This window comes from Vreelandella sp. DA03-1M (genome assembly GCF_055725665.1).
Genome location: NZ_CM146798.1, coordinates 635,114 through 651,104 on the forward strand (window position 1 = coordinate 635,114; position 15,991 = coordinate 651,104).

The 15,991-nt window shown below is 57.5% G+C and carries 16 protein-coding genes; 5 read left to right on the forward strand and 11 right to left on the reverse strand.

Translation table 11 applies throughout. The features are described from left to right. Window positions 1-24 precede the first annotated feature (24 nt). From ACXUPB_RS02965 to aroE, 5 genes are all read left to right on the forward strand, one after another. Window positions 25-1,074 (forward strand): LysM peptidoglycan-binding domain-containing protein, encoded by a 1,050-nt coding sequence (locus ACXUPB_RS02965; RefSeq protein WP_472955257.1) that lies wholly within the window; start codon window positions 25-27, stop codon window positions 1,072-1,074. Window positions 1,075-1,107: 33 nt separating this feature from the next. Further along, window positions 1,108-2,247 (forward strand): DNA-processing protein DprA, encoded by a 1,140-nt coding sequence (gene dprA / locus ACXUPB_RS02970; RefSeq protein WP_339934312.1) that lies wholly within the window; start codon window positions 1,108-1,110, stop codon window positions 2,245-2,247. A gap of 40 nt (window positions 2,248-2,287) precedes the next feature. Then, entirely contained in the window at window positions 2,288-2,845 is a 558-nt protein-coding gene (gene tsaC / locus ACXUPB_RS02975; protein WP_339934313.1) for an L-threonylcarbamoyladenylate synthase type 1 TsaC, read from the forward strand. A gap of 83 nt (window positions 2,846-2,928) precedes the next feature. Next, a complete protein-coding gene (gene hemF, locus ACXUPB_RS02980) occupies window positions 2,929-3,882 on the forward strand; it encodes an oxygen-dependent coproporphyrinogen oxidase (protein WP_339934314.1) in 954 nt (317 codons plus the stop codon). Beyond that, window positions 3,879-4,700: a shikimate dehydrogenase gene (gene aroE / locus ACXUPB_RS02985; protein WP_339934315.1), complete on the forward strand. Its 822-nt coding sequence runs from the start codon at window positions 3,879-3,881 to the stop codon at window positions 4,698-4,700. The genes hemF and aroE overlap by 4 nt, the downstream gene beginning before the upstream one ends. 81 nt (window positions 4,701-4,781) lie before the next feature. Here the strand turns inward: aroE and ACXUPB_RS02990 are convergent, their stop codons facing one another. The 11 genes from ACXUPB_RS02990 to rlmN form a co-directional block, all read right to left on the reverse strand. Continuing rightward, window positions 4,782-5,042, reverse strand: a complete 261-nt coding sequence (locus tag ACXUPB_RS02990) for a hypothetical protein (RefSeq protein ID WP_035564604.1) — start codon at window positions 5,040-5,042, stop codon at window positions 4,782-4,784. Window positions 5,043-5,076: 34 nt separating this feature from the next. Next, on the reverse strand, window positions 5,077-5,880 hold the full coding sequence (locus ACXUPB_RS02995) for a M48 family metallopeptidase (RefSeq protein ID WP_339934317.1): 804 nt from the start codon (window positions 5,878-5,880) through the stop codon (window positions 5,077-5,079). Between the two features lie 175 nt (window positions 5,881-6,055). After that, window positions 6,056-6,664, reverse strand: a complete 609-nt coding sequence (locus ACXUPB_RS03000; protein WP_339934318.1) for a hypothetical protein — start codon at window positions 6,662-6,664, stop codon at window positions 6,056-6,058. Between the two features lie 248 nt (window positions 6,665-6,912). Continuing rightward, entirely contained in the window at window positions 6,913-8,316 is a 1,404-nt protein-coding gene (gene der / locus ACXUPB_RS03005; RefSeq protein ID WP_035564598.1) for a ribosome biogenesis GTPase Der, read from the reverse strand. Then, window positions 8,313-9,497 carry an outer membrane protein assembly factor BamB gene (gene bamB / locus ACXUPB_RS03010; protein WP_179916879.1) on the reverse strand — a complete coding sequence of 395 codons (1,185 nt, stop codon included), beginning with the start codon at window positions 9,495-9,497 and terminating at the stop codon, window positions 8,313-8,315. Before bamB ends, der begins: the two co-directional genes overlap by 4 nt. Next, window positions 9,494-10,150 carry a YfgM family protein gene (locus ACXUPB_RS03015; RefSeq protein WP_008959769.1) on the reverse strand — a complete coding sequence of 219 codons (657 nt, stop codon included), beginning with the start codon at window positions 10,148-10,150 and terminating at the stop codon, window positions 9,494-9,496. The genes bamB and ACXUPB_RS03015 overlap by 4 nt, the downstream gene beginning before the upstream one ends. Before the next feature lie 75 nt (window positions 10,151-10,225). Further along, the gene (gene hisS / locus ACXUPB_RS03020) at window positions 10,226-11,527 is read right to left on the reverse strand and encodes a histidine--tRNA ligase (RefSeq protein WP_179916878.1); all 1,302 of its coding nucleotides are present in this window, start codon (window positions 11,525-11,527) and stop codon (window positions 10,226-10,228) included. A 61-nt stretch (window positions 11,528-11,588) separates the two neighbouring features. Beyond that, the gene (gene ispG, locus ACXUPB_RS03025; protein WP_035564589.1) at window positions 11,589-12,704 is read right to left on the reverse strand and encodes a flavodoxin-dependent (E)-4-hydroxy-3-methylbut-2-enyl-diphosphate synthase; all 1,116 of its coding nucleotides are present in this window, start codon (window positions 12,702-12,704) and stop codon (window positions 11,589-11,591) included. A gap of 8 nt (window positions 12,705-12,712) precedes the next feature. Next, entirely contained in the window at window positions 12,713-13,765 is a 1,053-nt protein-coding gene (locus ACXUPB_RS03030; RefSeq protein ID WP_472955261.1) for a RodZ domain-containing protein, read from the reverse strand. A 47-nt stretch (window positions 13,766-13,812) separates the two neighbouring features. After that, window positions 13,813-14,547: a type IV pilus biogenesis/stability protein PilW gene (gene pilW / locus ACXUPB_RS03035; protein WP_472955263.1), complete on the reverse strand. Its 735-nt coding sequence runs from the start codon at window positions 14,545-14,547 to the stop codon at window positions 13,813-13,815. A gap of 142 nt (window positions 14,548-14,689) precedes the next feature. Further along, complete coding sequence (gene rlmN, locus ACXUPB_RS03040) at window positions 14,690-15,904, reverse strand: dual-specificity RNA methyltransferase RlmN (protein ID WP_472955265.1); 1,215 nt, start codon at window positions 15,902-15,904, stop codon at window positions 14,690-14,692. Window positions 15,905-15,991: the final 87 nt, after the last annotated feature.

Sequence of the window (15,991 nt, forward strand, 5' to 3'; positions counted from 1 at the left end):
ACTTATAGGAAAGGGGAGAGCAGGATGGCGGCTAAACAACACGCCTATCGTGACGCTTTTGGCGCTCTGCTGCTGAGTGTTGTCATGCTAATGAGCGTTGACGCAGCGGCGTGGGAACGCCTGCGCAGCGATGCGCCTGAACGTTATCAGGTGGTGTCAGGTGACACGCTATGGGGTATCGCCGGACGTTTTCTGCACACCCCCTGGCAGTGGCCCCAGCTATGGCAGCACAACCCTCAGATTGCCAACCCGCACCTGATTTATCCCGGTGATGTACTTGTTCTTGGCGACTGCCAGGGTACCCCCTGCTTAGCGCTGGAGCGTGGCCAAAATGTGGTGAAGCTTTCACCGCAGATGCGTACCTTGCCCCATCGCGAAGCGATTGCGCCGATTCCCATGGAGGTGGCGCGGGCCTTTTTGCGCGAACATCGCGTCGTGGATGATGTTGAAGCGTTGCAGGAATTAGCCTATGTGGTCGCCGGTAATGATCGACGCTTGATCAGCGGTGCCGGGGATCGTTTATACGTGCGTGGTGAGGTGCCGCGTCATGGTGAGGTGGGTATCTTCCGGCAATCAGAACCCTACCAAGCGATGGATGGTACGCCGCTTGGCTTAGAGCTGATTAATGTAGGCGTCGCCCGACATATCAGCAGTGAGGGCGATATTGCCCAGCTTGAAGTCGTGAGCTCCCATCAGGAAGTGCGCGTTAACGATATTATTCTTCCGCTGGAAGAGCGCGAGCTGAGCAGTGAGTTTATGCCCCGTGCGCCGTTAAATGCGGTTGAAGGCCATATTATTGCCGTACCAGGTGGCTTGCGTTTTATCGGCCGCTACCAAATTGTCGCGCTGGATCTGGGCACCTTGAATGGTTTGCAGGCGGGGCATGTGCTGCGGGTTAATCAGCAAGGAGAGCTGATCAAAGACCCACGTACCCAGGAACTAGTCCAACTGCCCAGCAGCGAGGCGGGAATCGTGATGGTCTTCAAGCCCTATGATCGCGTCAGCTACGCGTTGGTGATGCAGGCATCCCGTGTGTTGGAAGTGGGGGATCAAGTGGAGTCGCCGGCTGACTAGCGGGTGGCAAAACGCGTTTAATAAGGAGAGAGTATGGACGCCCAGGAGTGGCTGGCGGTCAATGCGTTGCCGAGTATGGGAGCGCTGCGTATCGCGCAATTGGTTGCCCGACAGCCACGGTGGCCGGAAGGTTGGCTGGCCGCCCTGCCTAGTCGAGCGGCCAGTGAATTGAGGCTGTGGCTTGAGCACCCTACACGCAGCCCGTTGCAAAAGGTCATTGATGAAACACTAGCGTGGCAGCAGCGAGGCCCCAGTCGGCATATACTGCATCGTCACCACCCTGCATGGCCTGACCTGTTAAACGAGCTACCTGATCCGCCCGTGGTGCTATGGGCCCAGGGCGATCTTGGCGCACTGGAAGGCCCCAAACTGGCCATAGTGGGTACCCGCCGCCCGACGGGGGAAGGCACCCACAATGCTCAAACGTTTGCCCGTGACCTGGCCCACCGCGGCTGGTGTGTGGTGAGTGGTATGGCGCTAGGGGTGGACGGCGTTGCCCAGCGTGCGGCCTTAGCCGCCGGTGGAAGCACGGTGGCGGTACTCGGCTGCGGTGTGGATGTCATCTATCCCGCTTCCCATCGTGACCTTCATGAACAGCTCAGTCGTCTGCCCGGTGGGCTACTGTTATCTGAGCATCCGCCTGGCACCTTGGCCCGCCCAGCGTTTTTTCCGCGCCGTAATAGAATCGTGACTGGCCTTTCGCTCGGCACACTGGTGGTCGAGGCCACCGAAAAAAGCGGTTCATTGGTCAGTGCGCGGCTCACCTTAGAGCAAAATCGTGAGCTGTTCGTGCTGCCCGGTTCGCTGCACAACGTGCAGGCCCGCGGCTGTTTGGCACTACTGCGTCAAGGGGCGGCTCATCTGGCCTGCAGTGTCGACGATATCATTGCCGATCTTGGCCACTGGGCGGAGGCGTTTATCCAACCTGCGACCGAAGACAAACCATCGGAGCAAGCACCTCTTTCCGATAGCTTGTCAGACGATAGCTTTTCAGACGACAACTTGCCCGATTCATTGTTAACGTCATTATCAGCTACCCCAACGCCGATCGATCTCTTAGTGCATTCCACCGGTGTGTCAGTCAGTGACTGTCAGCAGCGCTTGCTGATGCTGGAGCTAGAGGGCTGGGTAACCCAGCAGGCCGGAGGCTGGGTGCGGCTGCCGCGCTCATGATAGGATGCGGGCATGTTCGCCCTGACGGTGAGGAGAGACCATGAGTTTAGCTGCCGATCTAGCCCCTGCGATTAACGCGCTGCGTGAAGGTGGCGTGATTGCTTGTCCCACCGAAGCGGTTTGGGGGCTTAGCTGCGACCCTGAGAACGACGAAGCCTTAGCGCACCTGATGCGTATGAAAGAGCGTGATCCGGCTAAAGGGGTCATTCTCGTTGCCGCCAGTATTGAGCAGTTCCAACCCTGGTTAAGCCAGCTTCCTTTAGCGATGCACGCCCCTCTCGCGGCAAGCTGGCCGGGTCCGAACACCTGGTTAGTGCCTGATAATGGCCGCAGCCATGGGCTGGTGCGCGGCGCTCACGAACGTGTGGCGCTTCGAGTCACCGACCACCCACTAATGAAAGCGCTTTGTGAGGCCTTTGGCGGCCCGCTGGTATCGACCTCGGCCAACCGCTCCGGGGAGCCGCCCGCCATGAGTGTCGCTGAAATCACTTCAATCTTTGGCGATGAAGTGGCCTATGTGGTGAAAGGCGAGCTAGGCGGCAATGCCAAACCGAGCACTATCAGGGATTTAGCCACTGGCAAAGTCATGCGTTCTTAGCCGCACTTTGGTTCACTACTCACCACTGATTAATATTCACTGCTTACTACTTTTCACTCACGATTCACCACCCAGGAGTTACCGTGGCCCACGAGCACCTTGATGACGTTAAACGCTACCTTCTTGATTTGCAGGAAAGGCTCTGCGCTGGATTAGCCGAAGCCGACGGGGCTGCCCAGTTCCAAGAAGATAGTTGGGAGCGTGAAGAGGGGGGCGGTGGTCGCTCGCGGGTGATGACTAATGGCGGCGTATTTGAAAAGGGCGGCGTCAACTTTTCACATGTGTATGGCACTCAGCTGCCGCCTTCCGCTACCGCCGCGCGCCCTGAACTTACCGGGCGTAGCTTCCACGCGGTGGGCGTTTCCTGGGTGCTGCACCCTGAAAGCCCTCATGTCCCCACCAGCCATGGCAATGTGCGCTTCTTTATTGCAGAAAAAGTCGGCGAGCCACCGGTATGGTGGTTTGGCGGCGGTTTCGACTTAACGCCGTTTTATCCCGTGATGGAGGATGTCGTCCATTGGCATCAAGTCGCCAAAGCCGCCTGCGATCCCTTTGGCGATGACGTTTACGCCCGCTACAAATCCTGGTGCGACGAGTACTTTTATCTCAAGCATCGCGATGAGACCCGCGGCGTAGGCGGGCTGTTTTTCGATGACTTAAATGAAGGCGAGTTTGCCGAGTGTTTTGCCATGCAGCGGGCGGTGGGCGACAGCTTCCTTGAGGCTTATTTGCCCATCGTGGAGCGCCGCAAAAACGATACTTGGAGCGAGCGCGAACGCGAGTTCCAGCTTTATCGTCGTGGCCGCTATGTGGAGTTCAATCTGGTATGGGATCGCGGTACGCTGTTTGGCCTACAGAGCGGTGGGCGCACAGAGTCCATTTTAATGTCGATGCCCCCCTTGGCTCGCTGGGAGTACGCCTTTGAGCCGGAACCCGGCAGCGCTGAAGCGCGCTTGCAAGACTTCTTACATCCCCGCGACTGGCTCGGTGAATCCGCTGCGGGTGCAGGTAAAAGAATAAGCGGAGAGCTCTCATGACCGATCGTTACTGCGTATTTGGCAACCCCATCAAGCACTCCAAGTCACCGCTGATCCACGCTGAGTTTGCCCATCAAACCCAACAAGCGCTTGAGTACACCGCTGAAGAAGCACCGTTGGATGGCTTTGCAGGCGCGTGGCGCGCCTTTATCGATGCGGGCGGGCGTGGGGCTAATGTTACCGTGCCGTTCAAGGGCGATGCCTTTGCGTTGTGCGACACCTTGAGCCACCGCGCCCGTCGTGCAGGGGCGGTGAATACGCTGATCCTGGGGGGCAATGGCCGTACCTACGGCGATACCACCGACGGTATTGGCTTAGTACGTGACTTGGCCTATCACCGCGTAGCGTTGGCGGGAAAGCGTATTTTGGTGGTAGGCGCCGGCGGCGCCGTGCGCGGCATTCTGGAGCCCCTGCTTGCCGAGCAGCCCAGCGAGCTCGTCGTGGTCAATCGCACCGCCGCCAAAGCCGAGCAACTGGCCAGCGATTTTGCTGATCTGGGGCCTATCACTGGCGGCGGCTTTGACACTCTTGACGGTACGTTTGATGTGGTGATTAACGGCACCAGCGCTAGCCTTTCAGGCGACTTACCGCCGCTACCTGATACGTTGTTTAACACCAACGCCTGGGCCTACGACATGATGTACGGAGCCGAGCCGACGGTATTTTTACAATGGGCAGGCCCGCGTGGTGCGAAGTTGCTTGATGGCTTAGGCATGCTGGTCGAGCAGGCCGCTGAGTCGTTCTTTCTGTGGCGCAATGTGCGCCCCGAAACCGCGCCCGTGCGCGAAATGCTGCGCCAATCGCTTAACTATTCATAATCGCATCTAGTCAACGCTGCTAAAAAAAACGGGGGCGGATAGTGAATCCGCCCCCGTTTTTTTTGTACCGCTGATAACGCTTTACCTAGCGCGCTTGACGTACAACCCCACCATACTCATCACTAGCCCCACCACCGAGAGCAGCATGCCGCCATTGACTAACAGCGGCGAGCGCTCCAGCCAGGAGACAAAGGGTTGGGGGGCGTCTCTACAGGCACTCTCGATATAGTCCCAATGGCCGCCATCAAGCTGACACGCACGTACGTCGTTGAGCTCCCAGAAATACACGCCCATCAGCACAAACAGAGGCAGCACTAGCAACAGTAATCCCAGCTTGATCATTTAAACCTCAATAGCCGACTCACTCAGCGAAGCATTAGGGACGCGGGCAGTTGGGTGTACGACCATTGCTGCGAGCCTGCTCATAGACAGTCAGGGCTTGATCCATATTACCTTGCAAGCCTTGGATGCGCTGGCCTTGACCAGGGTGAGTGGACATCCACTCCGGGGGTGCGCCACCACCGGACACCGCCTGCATGTTTTCCCACAGAGTAACACTCTCACGTGGGTCGAAACCGGCTTGCGCCATTAGCTCCAGGCCAATCACGTCAGCCTCACTCTCATGGGCCCGGGAGAACGGCAGTACGATACCGTACTGCGCGCCCATGCCGAGTACGCCCATCAACTGCTGGCCACCGGCAGACTGCATGCCGGAAGTACTGGAAATAACCGACAGGCCTAACGAGGTGGCGCTCTCGGTTGAGGCGCGTTCATTGGCATGGTTGGCCAGTACGTGACCAATTTCGTGACCGATTACGGAAGCCAGTTGGTCTTGGCTAGTGGCAATATCCAGCATGCCGGTATTCACCCCCATATAGCCGCCGGGTAGCGCGAAGGCGTTGGGCTGTTCGGATTCAAACACGCGGATTTGCCAGTCTAACTGCTGCTGCTGTGCGGGCAGTTCTGCCACGATGGCATCGGCAATACACTGCACATAGCGCTGACTCGCTTGTCCAGCGCTGGGAAGCTCCTGCTGATATTGAGAAAATGCCTGGCGGCCCATCTCATTGAGTTCACCATCAGAGAGCAGCAGTAGCTGCGAACGCCCGGTGGGCGAGGTGGTACAAGCGGCGATAGACGCACATAAAGTGGTTATAGCGAGAGGGCGAAGCCAGCGCATGAGTCGGTTTCCTTATAGACGAAAGAATTTCTTGCACACAAGATAACCGCTGATAGCAGTAAATCAATCCCTCATCATAACCCACCTAAGGGTGAGTATGGATGCTGAATTGACTACCCCTCTGAACCAAGGCTAGGCCGCAGAGGACTGGCTGTAAGCTTCTAGATACAAACCCTCAACGCTGGGGTACTAACTGCCCATCGGCACCGACATTTAGGCGAATGGTAGGCGTTAATAGTCCCGCAGGAAGCCGCATACCTAAGCCGCGCAGATCGCCAGGCGTGATAGCCAGTTGGCTACCGGTCGGTAGCTCGCCTTGAGACGCCAGCTGACTGGCAAGTTCAAGCATCGGCGCCATTTTTTGGGTGTCGGTTCCCAGCACATCAAAGGCAACCGGCAGGCGTAAATTGGCATCGTCGCCAGAGGTCAGCGTGACATCCTGCTCATAGTTACCCTGTACAGGGTCAACACCCGGCATATCCAGCGACCAGCGAAAGCCCGACATCTCCACCGGCGGCATCCCAGCGGGTAAGCCAAGGCCCATGGCAATGGTGGCTTGTATGGGCAGACTGCCCGCGCCAAGGCTGGAAGCGATTAAGCTGGTTAGGTCGCTCGTATCCAATCCAGCATTAATACTGTAAGGGCCAATGCGTACATCTTCGACCCCCAGGGAGGTCACCGCCAAACGAAACGCAAATAGGCCGGTTTGAGGTAGGGCGAGACAGCCCGTTAACAGGCTGGTTAAGCCCAATAGAAGTAGCCAGCGGCGAGCAGCATAAAGCATAACGTTCTCCCCCTACGCAGTGCATAAGCAACATATAAGTAGGGCAGCAAGGGTGGTGATGGGGGTGGATGATAGGGTGTGGGTATGAATGACAGCTGAGTAAAATCGCGGCTATTTGAGTGCCGAAACCGGGCGCTGTCAAGCGAAACTGTTATCGCGGGTGTTACCTGGGAAAGGGGTTAATCAAAACGCCCGCTTGACGGTGCAAACGGGCGAATTCAAATAACCAAGAGAGCTACGATGGCGAATTAACGACGGCTCTTACGCGCTTCTTTGGTGCGGTTCAGCTCGCGTTTCTTGGCCTTCTCTTTGTCGCTGGCGCCCGCCATGGTGTCAAACGGATTGCTGCCCGAGCGAAACTCAAAGCGAATCGGCGTGCCGCGTACCTTCAATACCTTGCGGAACGTATTGGTGAGATAACGACGGTACGCTTCAGGCAATGACTCTGTTTGGTTACCGTGGACAACGATAATCGGCGGATTACTGCCACCCTGGTGGGCCATGCGCAGCTTAATCCGTCGGCCTTGTACCATCGGTGGCGGGTTCTGGCTGACTGCATCCTGCAGCAGGGTCGTTAAACGGTTGGTCGACCAGTGAGCGTTAGCGGCGTCAAAGGCGCGGTCAATCGACGGGTACAAATCGCCTACCGCCGTGCCGTGAAGGGCAGAGATAAAGTGGAGCTCGGCGTAATCGGCAAAGCCCAGGCGGCGCTTCACTTCGGTGCGCATCTTGTCCTTGGCTTCGCTCTCCAGGCCGTCCCACTTGTTGACTGCCAGCACCAGCGCGCGACCGGTGGTTAATACGTAGTCGAGCAGGTGCAAATCCTGCTCCACCAGACCGCTGGAACCATCCAGTACCATGATCACCACATGCGACTCTTTAATCGCATCCAGCGTCTTGATGATGGAAAACTTCTCGGCGATTTCGCTCACGTTCTTACGGCGCCGGATACCCGCGGTATCAATCAGTACATAAGGCTTGCCGCGGCGCTCGAAGGGGATCTCAATGGCATCGCGGGTGGTGCCCGCTTCATCAAAGACCACCACCCGGTCTTCGCCGAGGAGGCGATTGACGAGGGTCGATTTGCCCACGTTCGGGCGGCCAATCACGCCGATGCGAACGCCTTTGCTGCCGGTGTCCGCGGGAATGCTGGCATCGCGTTCGGGAAACGGTTCGAGTACCACGTCCATCAGGGTGGAAACGTTGCGCCCGTGGGCGGCAGCAATCGGCCAGGGGTCGCCTAGGCCGAGCGACCAGAAGTCGCCCATCGCCGAATGCTCTTCAAGCCCGTCAGTTTTATTCACCACCAGCCAGGTTTTTTTCTGATTAACCCGCAGGTGGTTGGCAATCGCCTGGTCTGCAGCGATAAGGCCGGCGCGGGCGTCGACCATAAACAGCACAATATCGGCTTCATCAATGGCAGCGAGTGACTGCTCCGCCATGGCGGCGTCGATACCCTCTTCGTCGCCGCTGATGCCGCCGGTATCAATGACCGTATAGACCTTATCGCCCAGCATGCCGTTGCCGTACTTGCGGTCGCGGGTGAGGCCAGGAAAATCGGCCACCAGGGCATCACGCGAGCGCGTTAGGCGGTTAAACAGCGTCGATTTGCCCACATTGGGGCGACCGACTAAAGCAATGACGGGTGTCATGGAGTTACTTCCAGGGTTTCCAGGCGACCATTGTTGGCCTGGACATGAATGGTGCTGCCTTCAGTGACCGGGCGAACGCTAATGCCCGAGCTGTGCACGCGAGTGCGTCCTACAATATTGCCTTCACGGGCGTCGATCAGGTGAACATATCCTTCAAAATCACCGAAGACCAAGCGGCCGCCGGCGAAGGCCGGGGCGGTCAGCCAACGATCTTCTAAGTCGTCATTGCGCCAAACTTCGCGGCCACTGTTAGAATCTAGCGCCACCACTTGGCTGTCATCGGTGACCACAAACAGGAAGTCACCGACTAGAATCGGCGTATGGCGGCTGGATAGATCCGCTTCCCAAAGCACATCGCCTTGGGTGGCTTCTAGAGCGACGACACGACCATTGTAGCTGGTCACGAACAGGCGGCCATCGGGGCTGATAATCGGTTGGCCGGAAAGGTCAACCAGGCGCTCTACTTCGCTACGACCACGTGGTGTGGCAATCTGCATGTCCCATAGCGGTTGGCCGCTGCGGTTATCCAGTGTGGCCAAGCGGCCGTTGGCCAAGCCAACGAAGCTCACCGGGTCGATGACCATCGGCGTGCCTGTTCCGCGCAGGGTGAGTGATGGCTGTGAGCTGGTGTATACCCAGCGCTCTGCACCAGTTGCGCGATCTAAGGCGGTGACCTGTCCATCAACGCTTTGCACGACCAGCAGTTGCTGGTTAGCTTGCGGAGCGGCAAGGACTTCGCTAGAGACCCGCGAACGCCAGCTTTCGCTGCCATCGCCTTGGTCCAGTGCGATCACTTCGCCGTTACCGGTCGCCAGATAAACTTGGCCGGCAATCGCGGTGAGGGCGCTAGAAATAGTGGTGTCGAGGTCAATTTCCCACTCAACCGCACCGCTATTGGCATTCATTGCCATGACCACGCCTTCAGCGTCTGCTGCAAAAACGCTGTCGCCTTCACGGTCCGGAGCAATGGGGTAACGCTGACGACCCAGGCCGCTACCAACGTTGCGGCGCCACTGGGTGTCTAGCGAAGAGGTCTCGTCGAAACTGCGCAACTCTTTGGGAGTGTAGGCTGGCTCACCTTTGCTGGCGCAACCGGCCAACAGTGCCAGCGTCAGTGCACCCACGCTTACCCGTACCAGCTGTTTGGAAATACCCCAATTAATTACAGTGCTAATAGTCATTGTGTCGCCTCCTCAGCGCCGAGATCGTCAAGCTTGAACTGTACGCCGTAAAGCGGCTGGTCTTGGGTTTGTGACACTTCCATCGCGGTCTCCCAGGCATCACGGGCCGCGTCAGTGTCGCCTTGAGCAGCAAAGGCATCGCCCCGCACGTTCGCTCGTTGGGCCGCCAGGGCGTCGCTGATCGGCTCGTCCAGCAATGCATGCGCCTGAGTGGGATTGCCGTCGGCAAGCTCAACCCGCGCTAGGCGCAGCCACGCCAGGCTCTGCACGTAGCGCCGCGATGATTCGGCAGCGCTTTCAAGCGCGGTACGCGCACCTTCCAGGTCGCCTTGCTGTACCGCCAGACGAGCATCAAGCAGCAGGGCGAGTTCAGCATAGAGCGTGTCGCCATGCTCGTCGGTCAGTTCGACGACCATTTCTCGCGCGCTTGCCAGTTGGTCGTCTTCAAGCTCGTTACCAGCGGTCATGTTGACCAACTGCTGGTAGCGCATGGAGGCGGCTTCTGACTGACCCTGCTGATAGTTCTGCCAAGCATTCCAGCCGAATACCCCCGCCGCCGCCAGGACAGCGCCTGCAATCAACGACATGCCGTTCTCTTTCCACCAGCGCTTAACAGCGTCTAGCTGCTCTTCTTCGCTTCTCAGCTCCACCACGGGCGGGCTCCTATTCTTCTAAATTCGTATGTTTAGACCGTCGCATGTGAGCAGGCGGCTAACCTATAGGGTGTATTATGCGTTAGCCGTTATAAGCTCGCGCAGCGTGCGGCCTAATACTGCTTGGGAGACACTTTGCTGTTCACGGTCATCGCGCAGAAACTTGACTGTCGCCGACTGCTTGGCGATTTCATCTTCGCCGAGCAGAATTGCCAATGAGGCATTGCTTTTATCGGCTTTTTTAATCCGGCTTTTGAAACTGCCGCCGCCACAGTGAAGCTGCAAACGCAGCTCCGGTAGCTCGCTACGTAGCTGCTCAGCCACGGTGATAGCCGCCGTGGTGGCGCTATCATCCATGGGTAGCAAATAGACATCGCAGCCGCCAAGTGCGTCTGCAGGAATCAATTCCAGGGTGTCGAGCAGCAGAATCAACCGCTCAATGCCCATGGCAAAGCCCACCGCCGGGGTAGGCTTGCCGCCCAGCTGCTCGACCAAGCCGTCGTAGCGGCCGCCTGCGCAAACAGTGCCTTGGCTGCCCAGTGCGGTAGTGGTCCACTCGAACACGGTGCGGCAGTAGTAGTCGAGCCCACGCACTAGGCGGGGGTTGATCACATAATCTATACCTGCCGCTTCAAGCATCTTGGTGAGCTGCTCGAAGTGTTCGCGGGATTCCACATCCAGGTGATCCATCAACTGCGGCGCGGCATCCAGCATCTCGACCATGGCCGGATTCTTGGAATCGAGAATACGCAGCGGGTTGCTGGTTAGGCGGCGTTTGGAGTCTTCATCAAGCACATCATGATGCTGCTCAAAATAAGCCACCAGCGTGTCGCGATAGGCCGCACGCGCCTCAGATGAGCCCAACGAATTAAGCTCAAGGGTAACGTGCTCCATTAGCCCCAGCTCTTTCCAAAGCCGCGCTGAAAGCAGAATCACCTCAGCGTCGATATCCGGGCCATCAAAACCGAAGGCCTCGACACCAATTTGATGAAACTGGCGGTAGCGGCCCTTTTGCGGGCGCTCGTAACGGAACATGGGACCCTGATACCACAACCGCTGGGTTTGGTTGTACAGCAGGCCGTGCTCCATGGCCGCACGCACGCAGCTGGCGGTGCCCTCAGGGCGCAGCGTCAAACTTTCGCTGTTGCGATCGTCGAAGGTGTACATCTCTTTTTCGACGATATCGGTCACTTCGCCAATAGAGCGGGCAAATAGCGCGGTTTGTTCAACAATCGGCGTGCGAATTTCGTTGAAGCCGTAGCGCAGCATGAGCTGGCGTACTTTGGCTTCAAAAAACTGCCAGCGCGGGCTGTCGCTGGGTAATAAGTCGTTCATACCACGGATGGCTTGAATCTTTTTAACGGCGGACTTGCTCAATGAAAACTCCTTATTCTGCCATTTAGCGCTGGTTGCCCAGGCTGGCAGCTAACCCCAGCGGTTAAACGCTGCGGGCAATCATAGCGTCTTGCTGCTGCTGTTTTTCGCGCACTTTCTCACGAATCAGCTGCTCCAGGTCGTCGACCAAGTGGTCGTTACGTAGCTTGCTGGCCGGTTTGCCATCGATATAGACCAGGTTGGCGGGGCTGCCGCCGGTTAGGCCGATATCGGTCTCTTTGGCTTCGCCGGGGCCATTGACCACGCAGCCAATTACCGAGACGTTCAGCGGCGTCATCACGTCTTCTAACCGCTCTTCGAGTTGGTTCATGGTGCTGATGACGTCGAAGTTCTGGCGTGAGCAGCTAGGGCAGGCAATAAAGTTAATCCCTTTAGAGCGCAGCTTGAGGCTTCGCAGCATATCGAAGCCGACTTTAATCTCTTCCACCGGATCAGCGGCCAGCGATACACGGATCGTGTCGCCGATACCGTCCATCAGCAGCATGCCCAGGCCAATCGATGATTTCACCGTGCCTGAACGCAGTCCACCGGCTTCGGTAATGCCCAGGTGCAGCGGCTGTTCAATGCGCTCGGCAAGATCGCGGTAGGCGGCGACTGCCATAAACACGTCTGAGGCTTTTACGCTGACCTTGAATTCTTGGAAATCGAGGCGATCAAGGTAGTCGATATGGCGCATGGCGGATTCCACCAGCGCGGCAGGCGTTGGCTCGCCGTACTTCTTTTGCAGGTCTTTTTCAAGCGACCCAGCGTTGACGCCGATGCGAATCGGAATCCCATGGTCACGGGCCGCACTTACCACTGCGCGTACGCGGTCTTCGCGGCCGATATTGCCTGGGTTGATGCGCAGGCAGTCGACGCCTAGCTCGGCAACGCGCAGGGCAATTTTGTAATCAAAATGGATGTCGGCAACCAGCGGGACATTGACCAACTTTTTGATCTGGCCAAAGGTTTCGGCGGCGTCCATATCAGGTACGGAGACGCGCACGATATCTGCGCCGGCTTTTTCCAGCTGCTGAATTTGCGCTACGGTCGCGGCCACGTCCAGGGTGTTGGTGTTGGTCATGCTTTGTACGGCAATGGGCGCATCACCGCCCACGGCTACATTTCCAACCTGAATCTGACGGGAATGGCGGCGTTTTATCGGAGAAGGGGCGTGCATAGGACGGGTCACTCTCCCAAAGTGAATCGGGCAACATTGTTGGCGCCTGCGCGGGCGGGAAGATCAATGACCTCGCCTTGGTAGCGCAGTTCAACGCCGGTGGCATTACCCACGGTTAAACGAAAAGGGGGTTCACCTTCGACGCTTGTCGAGGTACCGGGCGTTTGTAGGCCAACGAAAACGCGCTGGTTGGTGGCATCAAAAATTTCAGTCCACGACTGCTCGTTAAACGTCAGCTCAAGCACATTGGCATTGGTGGCTGGCTCTGCAGCGGCGGTTTGCTCGCTGTCAGCGTTACTCTCTTGTTCGGTAGCGAGCTGTTCACTGTCATTCTGCTCAGCGCTGTTCGGTTCATCGCTTTCTGCGGCAGTGCTGGACGTGCCGCTATCGCTATCCAGGATTGATTCGTTAAGACCCGCAACGGCGTCAGCGTCATCCTGTGCGCTGGGGGCTTGATCCTGGGTAACTGACGACGAAGGCGACACGTTGGTAGCATTGCTCGGCAGCGTCGCGCTCTCATCGCCACTGGTGAAGCTTGAGCCAGCTGTGGAGTTTTCTGCTTCAGCTGGCTCCGCCGTGGCATTGGCGGTTTCTTCCGTGGAGGTTGAGCCAAAGCCCGGCGGCTCGTTGCCGCCTCGGCTTTGCCACCACATTACGGTCACAGCGATAAGGCCGGCGATTACTAGTAAAGTAACCAGCTTAAATAGCCAGGCGCCAATGCGAGAGGGCGGTCTGGCGGTGGAGACCGGCGTCACTTTGTGTTCGGTGTCGGTAACGCCACTACGGGCTTGATACGCTTCAAGCACCAGCCGGTCATCCATTCCCAGGTATTTGGCGTAAGAGCGCAGATAGCCGCGCCTATAAGCGGCGACGGGGATTTCCTGGTAATCATCCTGCTCAAGCCCTTCCACGACTGCGGGGCGCAGATTCAGCGCCCGGGCCGCATCGGTGAGTGGAATGCCGAGCTGTTCGCGTTGGCGAGCAAGAAGTTCGCCAGGCGAGGCGCTATCAGTAGTGTTAGGACTATCGATAATGTTTTCTTGTGACTGTGTATCGCTCATGGCTGAGCATCCTTCATTAAATAAGCGGTGATCAGGGCGTCAATCAGTCAGTCGTTGCCTAGCAAGCGCTGGTATTCGGCGGCAACATCATGCTCGCCGCGTGCGTGGGCGATATCAACCGCCATGCTTAGCGCTGCTTGGTCGGGCTCGGCGAGCTGTAAATAGGTTTGCAGCGGCGCCCAGGCCTGAGTGTAATGGCCCTGCGAATATTCGAGTTCAGCTAACATTAAATAGCCGCGTGAATTACGCGGATCAATACTCTGCGCGCGCTCCAATCGAGCGCGCGCCTTGTCAAATTCTTCCAGCGCCAGGTAACACTGCCCTAAATTAGTAAATAGCTGGGCACGGTTGGCGTACTGGGCATCCTGTGATGCGGTTTCTAACTGCTCACAGGCGGCATTGAATTGGCCCTGACCGTACAAGAATGCCGCATAGTTGTTACGGGCGCGGGTGAAGTCAGGTTCAGCGTTCACCGCCTGTTGAAAATAGTCGTTGGCAAGTGCGCTTTCCCCCTGGCGCTGGTAAACCAGTGCCAATGCTTGCAGCGCTTCTGCATGGCGTGGGGCAATTTCAAGCGCCCGATCCAATGCGTTGAGAGCGCGGGGAAGATTATCGCGCCCTAAATAGGCGACGCCAAGCTGGGTATAGGCTTCTGCCGCCGCGGGGTTGGCTTGCGGTGTAAGGTTGTTGGACGAGGCACAGCCGGCTAGCCACAAGCTCCCGATAAGCACGGTGAGCATGGGCACCCGTGATGGGTGTTGACGCCTGCGGTGAGCGATCATGTAAATCCTCTTGTTGTGAACGTCCAACTGCGAGTAAGGCAATACATACAAACAGCAGTGCTAATCTAAATAAAAACCGTGACCATCAAAGCGCCGTGCCAAGCGGAAGTCAAGATAAGCCCGGTTTTCTACACTCCACCCCTTAGTCCGCATCAAGCTGTACCGATTGAATATAGCGTTCGCTGCGTTTGGTACGGTCTTTCACGCGACCAACGAGTTGGCCACAGGCGGCGTCGATATCTTCACCGCGGGTCGTTCTGACCGTGGCGTTGTAATTCAAATCGTACAACCACTGCTGAAAACGCATGACTTGATTGCGCGATGGTTTTTCGTACCCTGAGTTGGGGAACGGATTAAACGGGATCAAATTGATCTTGCACGGCAGCTCTTTTAGCAGTGCCGCGAGCTGCTCGGCGTGTTCCTGCTGATCGTTGATGTCTTTGATCAGCGTATATTCGATCGTGACCTGACGATTGTCCGGGCACTTGGCAAGGTAGCGGTGGCACGCATCCAGCAGCGCACGAATATTATATTTGCGGTTGATGGGCACTAAGGTATTGCGCAACTCGTCGGTGGAGGCGTGCAGCGAAATCGCCAAGCTGACATCCATTTCATCGCCAAGCTTGTCGATCATCGGCACCACACCCGAGGTCGACAGCGTCACGCGCCGCTTGGACAGGCCATAGCCGTTGTCATCCAGCATCAACTTCATGGCGGGCACGACGTTATCAAAGTTGAGCAGGGGCTCGCCCATGCCCATCATTACCACATTGGTGACGGGGCGATTGGCCGTATCACGACGCGGGCCAACGCTACGCTGGGCGACCCACACCTGGCCGATAATTTCAGCGGCGGTTAAATTGCGCTGAAACCCCTGTTTGCCGGTCGAGCAAAAACTGCAATCCAGCGAACAACCCACCTGGGAGGAAACACACAGCGTACGGCGTTTACCGTTTTCGGCCGGGATCAACACCGTTTCGACGTAGCTGCCATCTTCTACCTCAAGCACCCACTTACGCGTGCCATCGCTAGAGGTGCCTTCGTAGATCACCGCTGGGCCACGAATTTCAGCTACCCGCGCCAGTTTTTCACGCAGCGGCTTGGAGAGATTCGTCATGGCAGCAAAGTCATCACTGCCTTCTTGGTGAATCCACTTCATCAGCTGCGCAGCACGGAATTTCTTTTCGCCAATCGACAAAAAGAAGTCTTCCATCTGCTCGCGGGACATGCCAAGCAGGTTGTGACGTTCAGGCGTCGCTTTGGCATCAGGCGTGCTGGCGACGTCTGAACTATTGGCTTCAGTGCTATCGGCGCCTGGACGGGGGGCGGGCGTATGTTGGGCTACAGTGGTGGTCATGGCGGTCAGCGTTATAGAAAGGGGCGGGGGCGAGGCCCCCGCAAAATGGCCGGCAACTGACGTTGAGACGGCGGCGCTACCAGAAAG

Excerpts from the sequence above, each read along its gene's own strand:
- ACXUPB_RS02965 (WP_472955257.1), top strand. The coding sequence starts at position 25 with ATGGCGGCTAAACAACACGCCTATCGTGACGCTTTTGGCGCTCTGCTG.
- dprA (WP_339934312.1), top strand. The coding sequence starts at position 1,108 with ATGGACGCCCAGGAGTGGCTGGCGGTCAATGCGTTGCCGAGTATGGGA.
- tsaC (WP_339934313.1), top strand. The coding sequence starts at position 2,288 with ATGAGTTTAGCTGCCGATCTAGCCCCTGCGATTAACGCGCTGCGTGAA.
- aroE (WP_339934315.1), top strand. The coding sequence starts at position 3,879 with ATGACCGATCGTTACTGCGTATTTGGCAACCCCATCAAGCACTCCAAG.
- ACXUPB_RS02990 (WP_035564604.1), bottom strand. The coding sequence starts at position 5,042 with ATGATCAAGCTGGGATTACTGTTGCTAGTGCTGCCTCTGTTTGTGCTG.
- ACXUPB_RS02995 (WP_339934317.1), bottom strand. The coding sequence starts at position 5,880 with ATGCGCTGGCTTCGCCCTCTCGCTATAACCACTTTATGTGCGTCTATC.
- ACXUPB_RS03000 (WP_339934318.1), bottom strand. The coding sequence starts at position 6,664 with ATGCTTTATGCTGCTCGCCGCTGGCTACTTCTATTGGGCTTAACCAGC.
- der (WP_035564598.1), bottom strand. The coding sequence starts at position 8,316 with ATGACACCCGTCATTGCTTTAGTCGGTCGCCCCAATGTGGGCAAATCG.
- bamB (WP_179916879.1), bottom strand. The coding sequence starts at position 9,497 with ATGACTATTAGCACTGTAATTAATTGGGGTATTTCCAAACAGCTGGTA.
- ispG (WP_035564589.1), bottom strand. The coding sequence starts at position 12,704 with ATGCACGCCCCTTCTCCGATAAAACGCCGCCATTCCCGTCAGATTCAG.
- ACXUPB_RS03030 (WP_472955261.1), bottom strand. The coding sequence starts at position 13,765 with ATGAGCGATACACAGTCACAAGAAAACATTATCGATAGTCCTAACACT.
- pilW (WP_472955263.1), bottom strand. The coding sequence starts at position 14,547 with ATGATCGCTCACCGCAGGCGTCAACACCCATCACGGGTGCCCATGCTC.
- rlmN (WP_472955265.1), bottom strand. The coding sequence starts at position 15,904 with ATGACCACCACTGTAGCCCAACATACGCCCGCCCCCCGTCCAGGCGCC.